The sequence below is a fragment of the Amycolatopsis sp. cmx-11-32 genome (assembly GCF_047608695.1).
Lineage (GTDB): Bacteria > Actinomycetota > Actinomycetes > Mycobacteriales > Pseudonocardiaceae > Amycolatopsis.
The window spans coordinates 40,794-56,074 of the sequence record NZ_JADNQN010000010.1 but is presented as its reverse complement, the minus strand read 5'-3'; the positions used below and the strand labels follow the sequence as shown (position 1 = coordinate 56,074).

The 15,281-nt window shown below is 68.2% G+C and carries 18 protein-coding genes; 8 read left to right on the top strand and 10 right to left on the bottom strand.

Annotated features, from left to right (window positions below; genetic code table 11):
- Positions 1–50: 50 nt before the first annotated feature.
- Entirely contained in the window at positions 51–1,319 is a 1,269-nt protein-coding gene (gene serS, locus ACM6LR_RS27070; protein WP_414944764.1) for a serine--tRNA ligase, read from the bottom strand.
- 166 nt (positions 1,320–1,485) lie between these two features.
- On the opposite strand from serS, the gene ACM6LR_RS27065 reads away from it, so the two are divergent.
- Positions 1,486–2,769 carry an aspartate aminotransferase family protein gene (locus ACM6LR_RS27065; RefSeq protein ID WP_414944763.1) on the top strand — a complete coding sequence of 428 codons (1,284 nt, stop codon included), beginning with the start codon at positions 1,486–1,488 and terminating at the stop codon, positions 2,767–2,769.
- A 71-nt stretch (positions 2,770–2,840) separates the two neighbouring features.
- Here ACM6LR_RS27065 and ACM6LR_RS27060 read toward each other — a convergent pair whose 3' ends face one another.
- The 4 genes from ACM6LR_RS27060 to ACM6LR_RS27045 are packed head-to-tail and all read right to left on the bottom strand — an operon-like array spanning position 2,841 to position 6,086.
- On the bottom strand, positions 2,841–3,746 hold the full coding sequence (locus tag ACM6LR_RS27060; RefSeq protein ID WP_414936350.1) for a haloalkane dehalogenase: 906 nt from the start codon (positions 3,744–3,746) through the stop codon (positions 2,841–2,843).
- A gap of 56 nt (positions 3,747–3,802) precedes the next feature.
- Complete coding sequence (locus tag ACM6LR_RS27055) at positions 3,803–4,255, bottom strand: DUF350 domain-containing protein (RefSeq protein ID WP_101611747.1); 453 nt, start codon at positions 4,253–4,255, stop codon at positions 3,803–3,805.
- A 55-nt stretch (positions 4,256–4,310) separates the two neighbouring features.
- Positions 4,311–5,477 carry a glutathionylspermidine synthase family protein gene (locus ACM6LR_RS27050; RefSeq protein WP_414936351.1) on the bottom strand — a complete coding sequence of 389 codons (1,167 nt, stop codon included), beginning with the start codon at positions 5,475–5,477 and terminating at the stop codon, positions 4,311–4,313.
- A complete protein-coding gene (locus tag ACM6LR_RS27045; protein ID WP_414936352.1) occupies positions 5,478–6,086 on the bottom strand; it encodes a hypothetical protein in 609 nt (202 codons plus the stop codon).
- A 94-nt stretch (positions 6,087–6,180) separates the two neighbouring features.
- On the opposite strand from ACM6LR_RS27045, the gene ACM6LR_RS27040 reads away from it, so the two are divergent.
- From ACM6LR_RS27040 to ACM6LR_RS27025, 4 genes are all read left to right on the top strand, one after another.
- Positions 6,181–7,185 (top strand): septum formation family protein, encoded by a 1,005-nt coding sequence (locus ACM6LR_RS27040; RefSeq protein WP_414936353.1) that lies wholly within the window; start codon positions 6,181–6,183, stop codon positions 7,183–7,185.
- A 4-nt stretch (positions 7,186–7,189) separates the two neighbouring features.
- Positions 7,190–7,540 carry a metallopeptidase family protein gene (locus tag ACM6LR_RS27035; RefSeq protein WP_093936420.1) on the top strand — a complete coding sequence of 117 codons (351 nt, stop codon included), beginning with the start codon at positions 7,190–7,192 and terminating at the stop codon, positions 7,538–7,540.
- Between the two features lie 208 nt (positions 7,541–7,748).
- Positions 7,749–9,014: an MFS transporter gene (locus ACM6LR_RS27030; RefSeq protein WP_414936354.1), complete on the top strand. Its 1,266-nt coding sequence runs from the start codon at positions 7,749–7,751 to the stop codon at positions 9,012–9,014.
- Between the two features lie 59 nt (positions 9,015–9,073).
- Entirely contained in the window at positions 9,074–9,511 is a 438-nt protein-coding gene (locus tag ACM6LR_RS27025) for a hypothetical protein (protein WP_414936355.1), read from the top strand.
- A 4-nt stretch (positions 9,512–9,515) separates the two neighbouring features.
- On the opposite strand, the gene ACM6LR_RS27020 is transcribed toward ACM6LR_RS27025, so the two are convergent.
- From ACM6LR_RS27020 to pheA, 3 genes are all read right to left on the bottom strand, one after another.
- The gene (locus ACM6LR_RS27020) at positions 9,516–10,160 is read right to left on the bottom strand and encodes a DUF4232 domain-containing protein (protein ID WP_414936356.1); all 645 of its coding nucleotides are present in this window, start codon (positions 10,158–10,160) and stop codon (positions 9,516–9,518) included.
- Between the two features lie 226 nt (positions 10,161–10,386).
- Positions 10,387–11,010, bottom strand: coding sequence for a histidine phosphatase family protein (locus tag ACM6LR_RS27015; RefSeq protein WP_414944762.1), 624 nt, complete (start codon positions 11,008–11,010; stop codon positions 10,387–10,389).
- Complete coding sequence (gene pheA / locus ACM6LR_RS27010; RefSeq protein WP_414936358.1) at positions 11,007–11,915, bottom strand: prephenate dehydratase; 909 nt, start codon at positions 11,913–11,915, stop codon at positions 11,007–11,009. The genes ACM6LR_RS27015 and pheA overlap by 4 nt, the downstream gene beginning before the upstream one ends.
- 97 nt (positions 11,916–12,012) lie before the next feature.
- On the opposite strand from pheA, the gene ACM6LR_RS27005 reads away from it, so the two are divergent.
- The 3 genes from ACM6LR_RS27005 to ACM6LR_RS26995 all read left to right on the top strand — a co-directional run bounded on the left by ACM6LR_RS27005 (position 12,013) and on the right by ACM6LR_RS26995 (position 14,420).
- The gene (locus ACM6LR_RS27005) at positions 12,013–12,654 is read left to right on the top strand and encodes a macro domain-containing protein (protein WP_414936359.1); all 642 of its coding nucleotides are present in this window, start codon (positions 12,013–12,015) and stop codon (positions 12,652–12,654) included.
- 332 nt (positions 12,655–12,986) lie between these two features.
- Positions 12,987–13,919, top strand: a complete 933-nt coding sequence (gene coaA, locus ACM6LR_RS27000; protein ID WP_414936360.1) for a type I pantothenate kinase — start codon at positions 12,987–12,989, stop codon at positions 13,917–13,919.
- Between the two features lie 330 nt (positions 13,920–14,249).
- A complete protein-coding gene (locus ACM6LR_RS26995) occupies positions 14,250–14,420 on the top strand; it encodes a hypothetical protein (protein ID WP_414936361.1) in 171 nt (56 codons plus the stop codon).
- Between the two features lie 97 nt (positions 14,421–14,517).
- Here the strand turns inward: ACM6LR_RS26995 and ACM6LR_RS26990 are convergent, their stop codons facing one another.
- Together ACM6LR_RS26990 and ACM6LR_RS26985 are read right to left on the bottom strand one after the other, a co-directional pair.
- Positions 14,518–14,934, bottom strand: a complete 417-nt coding sequence (locus ACM6LR_RS26990; protein ID WP_414936362.1) for a type II toxin-antitoxin system VapC family toxin — start codon at positions 14,932–14,934, stop codon at positions 14,518–14,520.
- On the bottom strand, positions 14,931–15,230 hold the full coding sequence (locus ACM6LR_RS26985) for a type II toxin-antitoxin system Phd/YefM family antitoxin (RefSeq protein WP_414944761.1): 300 nt from the start codon (positions 15,228–15,230) through the stop codon (positions 14,931–14,933). The genes ACM6LR_RS26990 and ACM6LR_RS26985 overlap by 4 nt, the downstream gene beginning before the upstream one ends.
- Positions 15,231–15,281: the final 51 nt, after the last annotated feature.

Sequence of the window (15,281 nt, the reverse complement as noted above, 5' to 3'; positions counted from 1 at the left end):
TCATCGGCCCGCACGCACCCTACTGGTGATCGGCTTTCTCGGCGCGGACCCTACTTCGATGTCGGCGCGAGCATCTCGGTTCCGCCGAGGAAGGGGCGGAGCGCTTCCGGCACCCGGACCGAACCGTCTTCGAGCTGGTGGTTCTCCAGGATCGCGACGATCCACCGGGTGGTGGCGAGCGTGCCGTTCAGCGTGGCGACGGTCTGCGGGCGGCCGTCGTCGTCGCGGTAGCGGATGCCGAGGCGGCGGGCCTGGAACGTCGTGCAGTTCGACGTCGAGGTCAGCTCGCGGTAGGTGTCCTGCGACGGCACCCACGCCTCGCAGTCGAACTTCCGGTACGCCGAGGTGCCGAGGTCGCCGGTGGCGGTGTCGATCACCCGGTACGGGACCTCGATCTTGGCGAGCATCTGCTCTTCCCAGTCCAGCAGGCGCGCGTGCTCGGCCTCGGCGTCCTCGGGACGCGTGTAGACGAACATCTCGACCTTGTCGAACTGGTGGACGCGGATGATGCCGCGGGTGTCCTTGCCGTACGAGCCTGCCTCGCGGCGGTAGCAGGACGACCAGCCCGCGTAGCGCTTCGGGCCCTTGCCGAGGTCGAGGATCTCGTCGGCGTGGTAGCCGGCGAGCGGGACCTCGGAGGTGCCGACGAGGTACAGGTCGTCGTCGCGCAGCCGGTAGACCTCCGACGAGTGCGCGCCGAGGAAGCCGGTGCCCGCCATGATCTCCGGCCGCACCAGGGTCGGCGTGATCATCGGCGTGAAGCCGTTCGCCGTCGCTTGCGCGATGGCCATGTTCAGCAGGCCGAGCTGCAGCTGGGCGCCGATGCCGGTGAGGAAGTAGAACCGCGAGCCCGAGACCTTCGCGCCACGCTCCATGTCGAGCGCGCCGAGCCCCTCGCAGAGTTCGAGGTGGTCCTTCGGCTTGAAGTCGAACTTCTTCGGCTCGCCGACGTGCTTGAGCACGACGTAGTCGTCCTCGCCGCCTTCGGGTGCTTCGGGGTGGACCAGGTTCGGCACCACACGGTGCAGCTGCTCGAACTCCTCCGACGCCTCGATCTGCTCGACCTCGGCGGTCTTGACCTGGGCGGCGAGGTCCTTCGCCTTGGCGAGCAGTTCGGCCCGCTCGTCACCCTGGGCCTTGGGGATGAGCTTGCCCAGCGACTTCTGCTCGGCGCGCAGCTTGTCGGCGGCGGCGATCGAAGACCGGCGGCGGGAGTCGAGGGAGAGCAGCTTGTCGACCACTCCTTCGTCCTCGCCACGGGCGCGCTGCGAAGCGCGCACGACGTCCGGGTCATCGCGCAGAGTCCTGGGGTCAATCACGAGTGCAGAGGGTAGTCCGTGGTCTTCGCGCGCTTCGAGGCAGTTTCCCCGTACACACTGTGCGGGCCGCCGCGGATAACCCGACAGTCTGATCGTTGTCGCCCGTTTCGGGCCGTCCCCATACTGAGCCCGACCCCGGATTCCTTGCTGCGGACGGAGAAACCCGATGACCGATGCGGACCTGCTGGCGCGGCACAAGGCGGTACTCCCGTCGTGGCTCGCGCTCTACTACGACGAGCCGATCGAGATCGTGCACGCGCAGGACCGCCGGGTCGTCGACTCGACCGGGCGCAGCTACCTCGACTTCTTCGCGGGCATCCTGACGAACTCGATGGGCTACGACGTGTCGGCGATCAGCGACGCCGTGCGCAAGCAGCTCGACACCGGGATCCTGCACACCTCGACGCTGTACCTGATCCGCTCACAGGTCGAACTGGCCGAGCGCATCGCGAAGCTCTCCGGCATCCCGGACGCGAAGGTGTTCTTCACCAACTCCGGGACCGAAGCCAACGACACCGCGCTGATGCTCGCCACGCAGTACCGGCGCAGCAATCAGGTGCTCGCGATGCGGAACTCGTACCACGGGCGGTCGTTCGCGACGGGCGGCGTGACGGGCAACCGCGGCTGGTCGGCGTCTTCGCTCAGCCCGGTGAAGGTGAGCTACGTCCACGGTGGCTACCGGTACCGCAGCCCGTTCCGGGCGCTGTCGGACACGGAGTACATCGACGCGTGCGTCGCGGACCTGGTCGACGTCCTCGAGACGGGTACTTCGGGCGACGTCGCCTGCATGATCGTCGAGCCGATCCAGGGCATCGGCGGGTTCAGCTCACCGCCGGACGGCCTGTTCAAGGCGATGAAGGAGGTCCTCGACCAGTACGGGATCCTGTTCGTCTCCGACGAGGTCCAGACCGGCTGGGGACGGACCGGGGAACACTACTGGGGGATCCAGGCGCACGACGTCGTCCCCGACGCGATGACCTTCGCGAAGGGCCTCGGCAACGGTCTCGCGGTCGGCGGTCTCGTGGCGCGCGGCGACCTCGTCGACTGCCTGACCGCGAACTCGATCTCGACCTTCGGCGGCAACCCGGTCGCGATGGCTGGCGCGGCCGCGGTACTCGACCACATCGCCGATCACGACCTGCAGGCCAACGCGCTCGCGCGGGGCAAAGAACTGCTCGACGGCCTGCGCGCGGCGGGGAACCCGGTGCTCGGGGACGTGCGCGGCAAGGGCCTGATGATCGGCGTCGAACTGGTCAAACCGGGCAGCATGGAGCCGGACACCCAGGCCGCGGCGCGGATGATGGAGGAGACCAAGGCGCGCGGGCTGCTGATCGGCAAGGGCGGGCTGTACGGCAACGTCCTGCGGATCGCGCCCCCGATGACGCTCACGGCCGATGAGGCGGCCGAGGGGCTCGGGATCATCACGGACGCCCTGGCCGCCATCTCCTGAGCCCACCCCCGTGCTATGAACGGTCCGTTACTTGCAAATTTTGCAAGTAACGGACCGTTCATAGCATCCGGTCAGGACTTCACGAATCGGGCGATGACCTCGCCAAAGCGAGTGCCGGCGTCCTCCTGGAGGAAGTGACCGGCCCCGGTGATCGTCGGATGCTCGAGTTCGCGGGCGCCGCGCATCGAGCCCCGCAGTTCGAGACCCCATGGCGCGGTGATCGGGTCGCCGTCGGAGAACGAGACCAGGAACGGCTTGTTCAGTTCGGCGAGCACCTTCAACGCGGCCCGGTTGGCGGCCGAGGCCGGGTCGTCCGGCGTGATCGGCACCAGTGACGGCATCGCGCGCGGCGCGGCCTTGTACATCTCGTTCGGGAAGGGCGCGTCGTAGGCGGCGCGGACCTCCTCGGACAGCTTGATCTGGCAGCCCGACTGGACGAACCGGCCGACGTCGAGGACCTGGGACTTCTCGATGGTGCCGCGGAACTTGTGCCAGATCTCCGGCATGTCGGTGTCGCCGCTGGGGAGGCCGGTGTTGGCCGCGACGACGCGGGAGAAGCGGCCGGGGTTCTCGGCGACCAGCCGCAGGCCGATCAGTCCGCCCCAATCCTGGCCGACCAGGGTGACCTCGGTCAGGTCCAGCACGTCGAAGGCGAACGCGCGCATCCACTCGACGTGCCGCTGGTAGGTGTGGTCGACCATGTCGCCGGGTTTGTCGGAACGGCCGAAGCCGACCAGGTCGGGCGCGATGGCGCGTAGTCCGGCGTCGGCGAGCACCGGGATGACCTTGCGATAGAGGTAGGACCAGGTGGGCTCGCCGTGCAGCAGGAGAACGGGCGGCCCATCCGCGGGTCCGGCCTCCACGTAACCCACTCTGATCACGCCGCCGTGGAGGTCGACGAGTTCCGCGTAGCGCGGTTCGAAATCGAAATCGGGCAGGTCCGAAAACCGGTTGTCCGGTGTCCTCAAAAGGCGCACGACTCCCACGTTAGTGGGCTTCGTGCGCCTTTGCCGTGTTCAGAGGGTCGGGAAAGTCACGAGATGCCGACGGCCACGACCAGGCCGAGGGCGAGGTGCGCGGCGGCGACCACGACGCTGACCGGGGCGAACTTCTCGCTCTCGATGGTCGAGCGGACGTCGATGCGGGTCGCCCACTCCAGCAGCCGGACCGCCAGAACCTGCACGACGATGCCCAGCAGGCCGTAGACCAGCGAGGTGATGAGGCCCTCGGTCAGGTCGCTGGCGGAGTTCGCGATCGCCACGACGACGATGAACGCCATCGACAGCAGGCCCGACGCGGTGACGATGACCGCGTTCGGCAAACCGCGGCTGACCAGCTGGGCCAGCTTGCCGGGCGTGGTCCAGTCGATCGCCCAGAACCCGGCGAACATCAGCAATAGGCCGACGACGCCGTACAGCAGGATCGCGCCGATCCCTCGCACGAGGTCGGAGCCGAACGTGTCGGACAGCGCAAGGGTGGTCGTCACAGGGTGCTCCCAGAGGTACGGGTCGAGAATGTCAGGTTTGTGCGGGTTGCTTCTATCACGACTCGACGATGCGATGCGGGACGAACGCCGCACCGTCGTCTGTGACGAGTCCTGCCGTCTCGCGGATCCCGAGGCCGGCGGCGTGGTCTCCGACGATCCAGGCGCCGAGCGCGGGCCGGTAGCCCTGGAACTCCGGGAGCGGGTCGAACGCCTGGTAAACGTAGCCTTCGGCGCCGTAGACGCCGTCGGTCTGCGTCTCGTACCCGGTGGCGACGATCTGCACGTTCGCGCCCTCACGGCCGAGTTTCGGCTTGCGGACGTATTCGGTCAGCAAGCCGGGATCGTCGGCGAAGGCGGGCAACAGGTTCGGGTGCCCAGGGTAGTTCTCCCACAGGATCGCGAGCAGCGTCTTGTTGGAGAGGATCATCTTCCACAGCGGCTCGACCCACAGCGTGCGCGGCATGGTCTCAATGGCGAAGCGGCCGAACTCCTCGTCGACCACCCATTCCCACGGGTAGAGCTTCACCACGGTCGCCATCTGCTGTTCTTCGAGGTCGACGAACCGCTTGAGCACCGGGTCCCAGCCGATCTCCTCGATCGACAGGCCGACGGTGTCGAGTCCGGCTTCGGCCGCCGTCTCCTGCAGGTACGCCGTCGTCACGTGGTCCTCACCGGACGGATCGGCGGAAGACCAGGTGAAGTGCAGTTCGTTGGAGGGCAGCTTGTCGGCGAGTTCGCCCCAGCGCTCGACCAGCTTCTCGTGGATCGAGTTCCACTGGTCGTCCTCCGGGAAGACCGACGTCTTCCAGTGCCACTGCAGGACCGCGGCCTCGAGCAGCGACGTCGGGGTGTCTGCGTTGTACTCGAGCAGCTTCGCCGGGCTCTTGCCGTCGTAGCGCAGGTCGAACCGGCCGTAGACGTGCGGATCCTGCCGCTTCCACGACTCGGCGATATGCGGCCAGACCCACTCGGGGATGCCGAAGCGGTGGTACTGCTCGGTGGTCACCACGTTGTCGACGGCTTCGAGGCACATCGAGTGCAGCAGTTCCACGTCCGCCTCGACGGACAGGATCTCGTCCATCTCGAAGACGTAGTGGACCGACTCGTCCCAGTACGGCCGGGACTTGCCGGAGCCGTCACGGGCGGGGGTGCCGAAGACCAGGCCCTGCTCCTCGACGATGTTCTGCCAGTCCCGCCGGGGCGGCTTGGAATCCCGGTACACCTACGAGCCCCCGCTCTTACCGCTGCTGCCGCTCTTGCCGCTGATGCCGAACCCGCCACGCTGGACGGACTTGCCCGATTTGGTGCTGACGTTCGCCCCCGACGGCGCGGTGTACGAACCGCCCGACACCCGCTGCCCGATCGCGCCGGAACCGCCGTAGTTGTAGCGGTAGCTGTTGTAGCCGCCGCCGAAACCACCGATCGGGATGAAGAAGAACCCACCGGACGAGTACCCGCCCTGTGATCGGACGTGGTTCTCGTCGCAGTTCCGGTCGTCCTGGACGATCTCCGTGTCTTTGGTGGCGCAGACCGCCGTGACCTCATCCGGCTTCGCGACGGTGTAGAACGTCGCGACCAAGCCGACCAGCCCGACGGTCACGCCGGTCCCGATCAGGATCTTCTTCTTGGTCGAAGACTTCTTCTCGGCGGCGCGAGCGGCTTCGGCGTCGAGCACCTCCTGGCGTTCTTGCTCCGCCAGTGCCTGCTGCCGTGCCCGCTGCTCAGCCAGCGAAGGCTGTCGCGCCTGCGTGCTGTCGTCCTGGAACCGCATGGAGCCGCGCTTCGGCGGCTCCTGGGGCGGCTGTGCCCCTTGGTTGTCATCCTGCGTCATCGAAGCTCCGTAATCGCCCGCCGGCTTGATCCCGCGTCCAACACTAACCACCCGGTATACGCACCTTACGTGCGGCGCGGGCATCATGGAGTGGATGTCTCAACAGGCCGAGCGGTTCCGTGATCCGCGAAACGCGCTGAGCACCCTGCGCACCCGGCTCGTCATGGCCGGTGTGTTCGTGGGCGCGCTCATCGCGCTTTCGCTGAGTGTGGCGTTCTCGTGGAACGTGGGCCCGGTGGGCGGTGCGGGCGGCGGTGCCCCCAAACTGTCACCCGCGGCGGTCGAAGCGTTCCAATCTCCCCCGGGCACCTGCCTGACCTGGAACAACCCGGACGCCAACGACGTGCGGCGGGTGCCGTGCGCGGAGTCCCATCTATTCGAGGTCACCAGCATCGTCGACATCGGCGCGCAGTATCCGGCTGGCGTGCCGAGCCCGAACCTGGAGCAGTGGCAGGAGATCTCCCGGTCACGCTGCACCGTCGACGTCAAGCCGTACCTCGGCCGAACGCTGGATCCCTACGGCAAGTTGAGCATGAACCTGCTCCGGCCGACTCCCGCACAGTGGGAGGACGGCGACCGGCAGCTGCGGTGCGGCCTGCAGTGGGCGGGCCAGGGCGGCAAGCTGCAGCCGACCAAGGGGCAGGCGAAGGAGCAGAACCAGTCCGCGGTGTGGGAACCCGGCACCTGCCTCGCGCTGCTCAACAACAGCTTCGGCGACCCTGTCGACTGTGCCCAGCCGCACTCCTACGAGATGATCGCGACGCTCGACCTCAAGACGAAGTTCAAGGACGCCTACCCGTCACAGGAACAGCAGAACACCTGGCTGGACACCGAGTGCTCGACGGCCGCGCAGGACTACACCGGCAACGCGGACCTGGCGGCGAAGAAGGTCATCCTCAGCTGGGACGTCCGCGAGCAGGAGAGCTGGGACGCCGGCTCGACGCTGGTGAACTGCAAGGTGGCGGCGGCCCTGCCGGACAACAAGGGGCTCGCCCCGATCACCGGGAGCGTCAAGGTCGGCGACGGCGAGGCCCCGCCCTCCGACGGCGGCCAGACGAGCCCGCCGCCGTCTTCCTCGGCTCCGAAGACCGGCGGGTGAGCCCGTGCCCGTCGAGATGACCCAGCAGCGCTTCGAAGAACTGGTGTCGGAGGCGCTGGACGAGCTTCCGCCCGAATTCGCGGACGCCATGGACAACGTGGTGGTACTGGTGGAGGAGTTCAACGAGGAGTCGCCCACGATCCTCGGGCTCTACCACGGGGTCGCGCTGACCGAACGGACCCACGAGTACGGCGGGGTGCTGCCGGACCGGATCTCGATCTACCGGCGACCGCTGCTTGAGATGTGCGACACCGAGGAAGACGTCGTCGAGGAGGTGCTGATCACGGTGGTCCACGAGGTCGGCCACCATTTCGGCATCGACGACGCGCGCCTGCACGAACTCGGCTGGGGCTGAGCCGCGGGACAGGCGATCAGCAAAGGTCCCCTGCTCCCTTCACGGCGAATTTCGCGCCGAAGGCGGCACGGTCGGTGATTTTCGTGCGTCGGACACCAAGGGCTCTCCGGATTTTTAACTGGGCGTAACAAGCCCACAACTTTGGGCGACAACCCCGCTGACTTTTCCACTCGCCGGCCGGTGCCGTCGAATGCCTGGGGAGGCGTGCATGGCCGAGTCGACGGCACACGGGAGGGGCGACCGGCGATTGCGCTGGTTGCTCGCGTCCAGTGCGGCGTCGAATCTCGGCGATGGAGTCGGCAAGGTCGCGTTCCCCCTGCTCGCGGTCACCCTGACCCGCGACCCACTGCTCATCGCCGGACTCTCGGCGACCCAGTTCCTGCCGTGGCTGCTCTTCGCGCTCCCGGCGGGCGCGCTGCTGGACCGGATCGACCGGCGACGCGCGATGATCGTCGCGAACACCGCCCGAGCGGTGGTCGTCGGCGGGATGGCCGCCCTGGTCGCGGCCGGCGGGGTGACGATCTGGGTGGTCTACGCCGCCGCCCTGCTCATCGGCGTCGCGGAGGTGGTCGCCGACAGCGCCGCGAACGTGCTCGTCCCGGCGGTCGTCGGCAAGGGTTCGCTCGACAGCGCGAACAGCAAGCTCCAGGCCTGCGAAATCGTCGGCCAAACCTTCCTCGGCGGACCAGTCGGTAGTGTCACCTTCGCGCTCTTCGCGACTTTCCCGTTCCTGCTCAACTCGGTGGGCTTCGCGATCGCGGCGGTCGTGCTGATCGGACTCACCGGGAGCTACCGGGCTCGTCCTTCTACGGCCTCCGAGAGCGCGTCCACCGGTTTGCGCGCCGAGCTGGCGGAGGGTTTCCGCTGGTTGAAGGGCAATCGCCTGATGCTGCGACTAGTCATCGTCGCTGGGCTGATCAGCTTGGTCAGCGAACTCGCCCAGGCGCAGTTGGTGCTGTACGCGATCGAGTACCTACGTCTCAGCGAAGCGGCCTTCGGGCTCTTCGCGTTCGTCGGCGGCATCGGCGGTTTGCTCGGCGCGGCCATCGCCCCACGGCTGGTGAAGACGTCCAGCCGTCGCACGGTGCTCCTCGGAGGCACCGCCTGCTGTGGCGCGGCGTTCACCGGCATGGGCCTGACGAATTCGCCGGTGGCGGGGGCGGCCCTGTTCGGACTGTTCGCGGCGGCCGTCGTTTCGGTGAACATCGTGCTGGGCACGGCGCGGCACACGCTCGTCCCCGGCGAACTGCTCGGTCGCGTCCTCGGCGTATGGCGCACCGTGGTCTGGGGGGCGATCCCGGTCGGGGCCCTGCTCGGCGGCGTCCTCACCCACGCCCTCGGTTCCCCGTCCCGGACGTTCCTCACGTCCGGGCTCTTGCTGTTCGGCGTCGCGGGCTTCGCGTTCGCCGCCTTGCGACCGGGTTCAGATGACGAATCGGCCACGGCCTTGCGGGTACTCCACCAAGACCGGTGAAAAGTCGGGCCGTTGGTGCTGGAATAGCGCATCACCGCCAGCTGGCGAGGAGGTCCGCGATGCAGCAGACACTGGTGCCGGAGGCCGGCGTGGGGACGACAGAACCTTCCAGACGCCCGCAAGTGCTCACCGCGGTCGCCGGTTTCGTGATCGGTGCCAGCGTGATCGGCATGCTGTGGGCTCTCTCGAGCGTCAACGCGGGAGCGCTCGAAGACGCGCAGGACGCGTGTCAGGCACTGGCGAGGGTCGGCACGATCCCGGACACCACCGACGCCGCGCCCGGCGACCGGACCGTGGCGGTCCTGGCCCCGGAGATCCTGCACAGGATGACGGCAGCGCGCGAACTCTCCGCCGCGGCGGCGGCCGCCAACGACACCTACCGGCCGCTGGCCGAGCACATCGACGGTGTCAGCCGAATGGTGTTCAGCCTGCACTTCAACCAGATCTCCGGCCAGCGGCACCTGGCACAGGCCGAACAGCTCTGCACCCAGCTCTAGGCGGTCACGCTCCCTTGTGGACCGTCTTGACGGTCAGCTGGTTGCCGGGGATCTTCCCCGCGCAGCCGAGCCCCTGCACCGGCACGAAGTTCGACGCGGTCTCTTGCGGCAGGTAGACCCGCAGGCCACGGGTCTCGGTGGGCTTGCAGGCCGCCTCGTCGTAGTTGCGGACGTTCACGAAGCCGAGGTCGGCGGACGCGCTCTCGCCGTTGTTCAGCTGCACCGGGCCGCCCTTGTCACCGTCACGGAACGCTGCCTCACCGACCTGGTGGCCGTCCGCGCCGGTCACGTAGGAGACGCCGGGGAAGCCCTGGATGGTGCACGCGTGCCCGCTCGAGTTGGTGATGACGAGCTTCCGGTACACCGTCCCGGCCGCCGCGTCACCGTTCGCGACCGAGAGTTTCACGTCGCCTGCCTTGCACAGCCCGTCGTTCTTCGGAGCGGGAGCCTGCCCCTGTGCGGGCTGCGTTGTCGGCACCGGGCTCGAACTCGCACTGGGCGCGGGTGAGGTCTCCGCCGCCGGACTGGACGGCGTCGTGGACGAACTCTGCGCGACCGGGGCCGTTTCCGAACCGCAAGCGCTGAGCAGCAGGAGTCCGGCGGTACCCGCGATGAGACCGCCGATGGAGATCATCTTCGAACGAACCATGGTCCTTCGCCTCCCTGTAGCCGGGTGACCCACCGATCAGTAGACGTGTTGGCGATCCCAGAGGTTGCGCTCCCCCGGTTAATTCCCCACAAGGTGTTAATCGATCTCGTGGGGTGTATTCCCCGGCGGAAACGGAGGCAAACGCTCGCGTTTCGTCCTCTGGTTGCGGTCCTTGCGCGTGCAAGGACCGCAACCAGAGGACGAAACGCGAAGGGAGGGAGTGGCCTCAGGCGGGGTCGACGGGGACGTCCGCCCAGGTGAGGCAGGTCCAGCCGTCGGCGGTGGCGGCGAGTTCGACGATGCCGGTGTTCGGGATGAGGCCCTGGTTGGCGACCTCGGCGGTGACGTTCCCGGCGAGCCACTCGCCGCCGAGCCGGATCGCGCCGCCGTGACTCACCAGCACCACCGTGCCGTCGGGGTCGGCCTGCTCGTGCTTGGCACGCAGCCGGGCGACCGCGTCGAGCAGCCGGGTGCGGACCTGCGCGCCGGTCTCGCCGCCGGGGATCGGCGCATCGAGTTCGCCGAGCGTCCACCGGCGCACGACGCTCATGTAGGTCGCGACCGAGTCCTTGTCGGTGTTGCCTTCGAGATCGCCCGCGGCGACTTCGTGCGCCCCGTCGACAACCTGGACGTCGACGCCGAGCTTGGCGGCCAGCGGCGCCGCGGTCTGCTGGGCTCGGACGGCCTGTGAGGCGTAAACCGCGACGATCGGCTCACCGTCGAGCCGCGTCGCGAGGTCCCTGGCCTGTTCGCGGCCCAGTTCGGTGAGCGGCGGGCCGGGCAGCGCGGTGTCGAGCGCGCCCCGCACGTTTCCGTCGGTCTGACCGTGACGGACAAGGAGAAGTTTCACGCCTGTGCTCCCTTCCGGACCGACTCGACCCAGTCGATCGCTTCGGTGAAGTCCTCGTTGGCGGCGCCCTGCTCCACCGCGGTCATGCCGTCGTCCGCCCGCGGATGGGAACCGAGGAACCGCACGTTGCGGCACCGACGGCGCAACGCGGCCAGCACGTCGCCGATCCGGGGCTCGGCCACGTGTCCCTCGAAGTCGATGAAGAAGCGGTACTCGCCGAAGTTGTTCCTGGTCGGGCGGGCGTCCAGCTTCGTCAGGTTGATGCCGCGGACCGCCAGTTCGGTGAGCAGTTCCGCCAGGGCCCCGGTCCGGTTCGTCGCGGCGGCGACGATCGACGTGCGGTCGGCCCCGGTCGGCTCCGGCAACTCGCCGGGCAGACGGACCAGCAGGAACCGGGTCTTGGCGTCGCGGACGTCGGCGACCTCGGTGGCCAGCACGTCCAGCGGGTAGTGCTCGACGGCGACCGGCGCGGTCACGGCGGCGTCGAACTCGCCCGCGTCGACCGCGACCGCGGCCGCCGCGGTGGACGACGTCGCGACCGGATGCGCGCCGGGGAGGTTCGCCTCGACCCAGTGACGGACCTGCGCGAGCGCGTGCGGATGGCTCGCCACGGTGCGGATCTCAGTCGTCCCCGGCCGGGTCAGCACACTGAAGTGGACGGGCAGCAGCACCTCCGCCACCGCGACGAGCGGCTCGGCCTCGCTGAGGCTGTCGAGGGTGGCGGTGACCGCGCCCTCCACGGAGTTCTCGATCGGCACGCAGGCCGCGTCGGCCGCACCCGAGCGCACCGCGGCCAGCGCCGCCGGAATGGTTTCCGCGGGGATCAGCTCCTCACCGGGGACGAGCCGGCGCGCGGCCTGTTCGGTGAAGGTTCCCTGGGGGCCGAAGTAGGCGATCCGTGACACCCCGCCAGATTACGCACGCCGCGGGTGGCGACTTTCACTCGGACAGCCGGTACGCGAACCGGTTACGCCGGGTGCCTTTTTTTGCCATGCTTAGCGGGTGACCGCCGAACCGGGCACGCACACCGGCCACGAGGATGTCGGCTCCTCTTTCGCTCCCCTGCCCGACCATCCCACCCCGGAGCTGGTGCTGTGCGCCGTCGATGACCTGCTCGCGCAAGCCTGGACCACCGTCGCGGACACTGTGGACGGACGGGTCTTCGTGCACCGCGGGTCGGTGCTCGACGTCGTCGCGCAAGCCGTCGTCAGCCCCGCGAACTCCTACGGCTGGATGCGCGGCGGCATCGACGCCGTCTACGCCCGCGCCTACCCCGGTGTCGAGCAGAACGTGCGCAGCGCCGTGCTCGCCTACCACGGCGGGGAACTCCCGATCGGCGAGGCCGTGATCGTGCCCACCGGTGAGGCGGAGCCCGCCTGGCTGATCAGCGCGCCGACGATGAGGGAACCCGGCGAACGCCTCCCTCGCGACACCGTGCACCCGTACCTTGCCGCCAGGGCGGTGTTCCAGCAGTGGCGCGACGGCAGGCTCGACCAGGGCCGGGTCCGTGATCTGGTGCACACGATCGCGATGCCCGGGCTCGGTACCGGCGTCGGCGGGGTCGCGCCCGCCTCCTGCGCCCGGCAGGTCGCCGCGGCGTGGGATGAGGTCTTCACCCCCGGCCGTTCCCGTAACGGACGGTAAGAGCCTGTCGGCAGAGCCGAGATGTACCTCCGAAAGTGACCGAACGCGTGACCCCGCCATGGCAGAAGGCCCGCTATCGCGGTGGCAGCGCGCCTTCTCCGCATCGGCGAGGTGAATGACCAGGCCGCGTCCTGCCGACGTCGATCGCGGATGTGAGTTCACTACAGGCGCTGACGCCCCGAAGCGGGCTACATCACATCGCAGCGCGTTCACGAGCCGTAAGCCCTACCGTTAAAGCGGCTTCATCCGGTTCGAGGCACGATTATCCGCCGAGAACTCGTCAACACGGCTTTTGTACGGCGCCAGCGCAGGTGACGGGCGAGGAGTGTGCGATGCCGCGGGTCCGTGAGCTCAGTCCCTACGTCGAGCTGCACCGTGAGCAGTGGCGCGAGTTGCGCAGGTCCACCCCCCTGCCACTGACCGCCGCGGAACTGCTGCGACTGCGCGGTCTCGGTGAGCAGGTCGACCTGACCGAGGTCGCCGAGGTCTATCTGCCGCTCTCCAGGCTGATCAATCTCCAGGTCGCCGCCCGGCAACGGTTGTACGAAGCCACCACCACCTTTCTCGGTGAAGACAGTCGGGGCACCAAGGTGCCTTACGTCATCGGGATCGCCGGAAGTGTCGCCGTCGGCAAGTCGACGACCGCGCGCATCCTGCGCACCCTGCTCGCCCGCTGGCCGGATCACCCCAGGGTCGACCTGGTCACCACCGACGGGTTCCTCCATCCGCGGGCGGAACTGGTCCGGCGCGGCATCATGCACCGCAAGGGATTCCCGGAGAGCTACGACCGGCGGGCCCTGCTGCGGTTCGTCACCGATGTGAAGTCCGGGGCGGAACGGGTCAGCGCGCCGGTGTACTCGCACCTCGCCTACGACATTCTTCCCGGCGAAGAACAGGTCGTTCAGCGACCCGACATCCTGATCATCGAGGGACTCAACGTCCTCCAGCCCGGCCCCCGGCTCACCGTCTCCGATCTGTTCGACTTCTCGATCTACGTGGACGCGCCGACGACCGACATCGAGCGCTGGTATGTCGAGCGCTTCCTCAAACTGCGGCACACCGCGTTCGCTGACCCCGCGTCACACTTCCACCACTTCGCCGGGCTCCCGGACGACGAGGCACGGGCCGAGGCGCGCCACCTGTGGCGCACGATCAACGAGCCCAACCTGATGGAGAACATCAAGCCGACGCGGCCTCGCGCGACCCTCGTCCTCCGCAAGGACGCCGACCACACGATCAACCGGGTCCGGCTGCGCAAGCTTTGAATGAGGACATTCCGTAACCGGACACTCACGGATTCTCTACTCACGGCGAGCGTTTCACGACGACAGCCAAGATCACTCCGCCGGAAGCCGATCACACGGGCGAATTCCGGCTGTTCCCTCACAAGCACCAGCCTTCGCACCCCCGGCGAGCCGGCGGTACCGGGCGGTCGCGTACCGCGACCGGTGAGCGGGTTCCCTCGGCCGATCGGCCGATCCACGCTCAGTACGTGTAACCGGTTGGCCGATACCGGCTACAGGCCCCCGAGGCGACCCTTGTGTCAGGGGAACAAGAGGTCTCGAAAAGGACCTTGAGCAGGGAGGAGGCTCACGATGTTCTCGATCATCCTGACCTGGGTCGGCTCGATTCTCGGACTCGCACTCCTGGTGGCCATGGCCGCCGGCGCCTTCGTCGTCGACTTCGACGACGCCCGCGGGGACCGTCGCAGGAAGAAGCCGGAAGTCACGGAAAGCAAGGGCACCCCGGCCGCGCCACTGGGCTGAACTCCCGAACCCTGAACACTGGACTGAGCATCACTGGACTGAGCGACGCCCGACTGAGCGCGGCCGATCAAGACGTCCGGACGTCTTGATCCCTTCCTCAGTCGAACGGGTTGTGCACCTGCGCCCCGAGTCCGGCCATGTCGGCTAGATTCCGGGTGACCAGGGTCAGCTCGTGGATCCGGGCGGTCGCGGCGATCAGTCCGTCGACGGACGGCACTTTCCTCGGCGCGTACTGCCTGCCCCATTCGGCTGCGATTTCGGCGGTCACCGGAAGGATCCGTTCCGAGAACTGCGCGGTGAGCCCGGCCAGCCAGTCGGCCAGCGCGTCCGCCCGCTCCCGGCCTTGATCTCCTCGATGCCTGAGTTTGCCGATCCCCCTCTCGATCTCTCCCACGGTCAGCACGCTCAGATAGAGCCTGCTCGATGACACCCCGCCCCACCACCGGGCGAAACCCGGGTTCCGCGTGCGGCGCCGGGCCTCGGACACGATGTTCGTGTCCAGCAGAAAGCTCACCCGCTCACCTCCACGGCATCCCTCGGCAGATCCTCCGCGCGTTCGGCGGCGATCTCCTCCAGCACGTCGGCCAGCGCCTCCCCGTGTTCGGGATGGTGCTGCTCACCGGAGAGCACGAGTTTGAAATCGACGGCTTCACCGCCTCCGGCCAGCCTGCGGTAATCCATGATGTCCAGCACCACGGCCACCTCCTCCCCATGTTTGGTGACGAACTGCGGCCCCTCGGCCGCGGCCCGGCGCAGCAGCTCGCTCAGCCGCTGCTTGGCGTCCTGCACTTGCCAGGTGGATGCTTCCATCTAGACAGACTAGATTGAACTGGGTGGGATGGCAAGGCCGGGAGAGGTCGT

Coding starts and splice junctions, on each gene's coding strand:
- coaA (WP_414936360.1), top strand. CDS start 12,987: ATGCCGCGGGTCCGTGAGCTCAGTCCCTACGTCGAGCTGCACCGTGAG.
- ACM6LR_RS27020 (WP_414936356.1), bottom strand. CDS start 10,160: ATGGTTCGTTCGAAGATGATCTCCATCGGCGGTCTCATCGCGGGTACC.
- ACM6LR_RS26995 (WP_414936361.1), top strand. CDS start 14,250: ATGTTCTCGATCATCCTGACCTGGGTCGGCTCGATTCTCGGACTCGCA.
- ACM6LR_RS27065 (WP_414944763.1), top strand. CDS start 1,486: ATGACCGATGCGGACCTGCTGGCGCGGCACAAGGCGGTACTCCCGTCG.
- ACM6LR_RS27025 (WP_414936355.1), top strand. CDS start 9,074: ATGCAGCAGACACTGGTGCCGGAGGCCGGCGTGGGGACGACAGAACCT.
- ACM6LR_RS27030 (WP_414936354.1), top strand. CDS start 7,749: ATGGCCGAGTCGACGGCACACGGGAGGGGCGACCGGCGATTGCGCTGG.
- ACM6LR_RS27040 (WP_414936353.1), top strand. CDS start 6,181: ATGTCTCAACAGGCCGAGCGGTTCCGTGATCCGCGAAACGCGCTGAGC.
- ACM6LR_RS26985 (WP_414944761.1), bottom strand. CDS start 15,230: ATGGAAGCATCCACCTGGCAAGTGCAGGACGCCAAGCAGCGGCTGAGC.
- ACM6LR_RS27045 (WP_414936352.1), bottom strand. CDS start 6,086: ATGACGCAGGATGACAACCAAGGGGCACAGCCGCCCCAGGAGCCGCCG.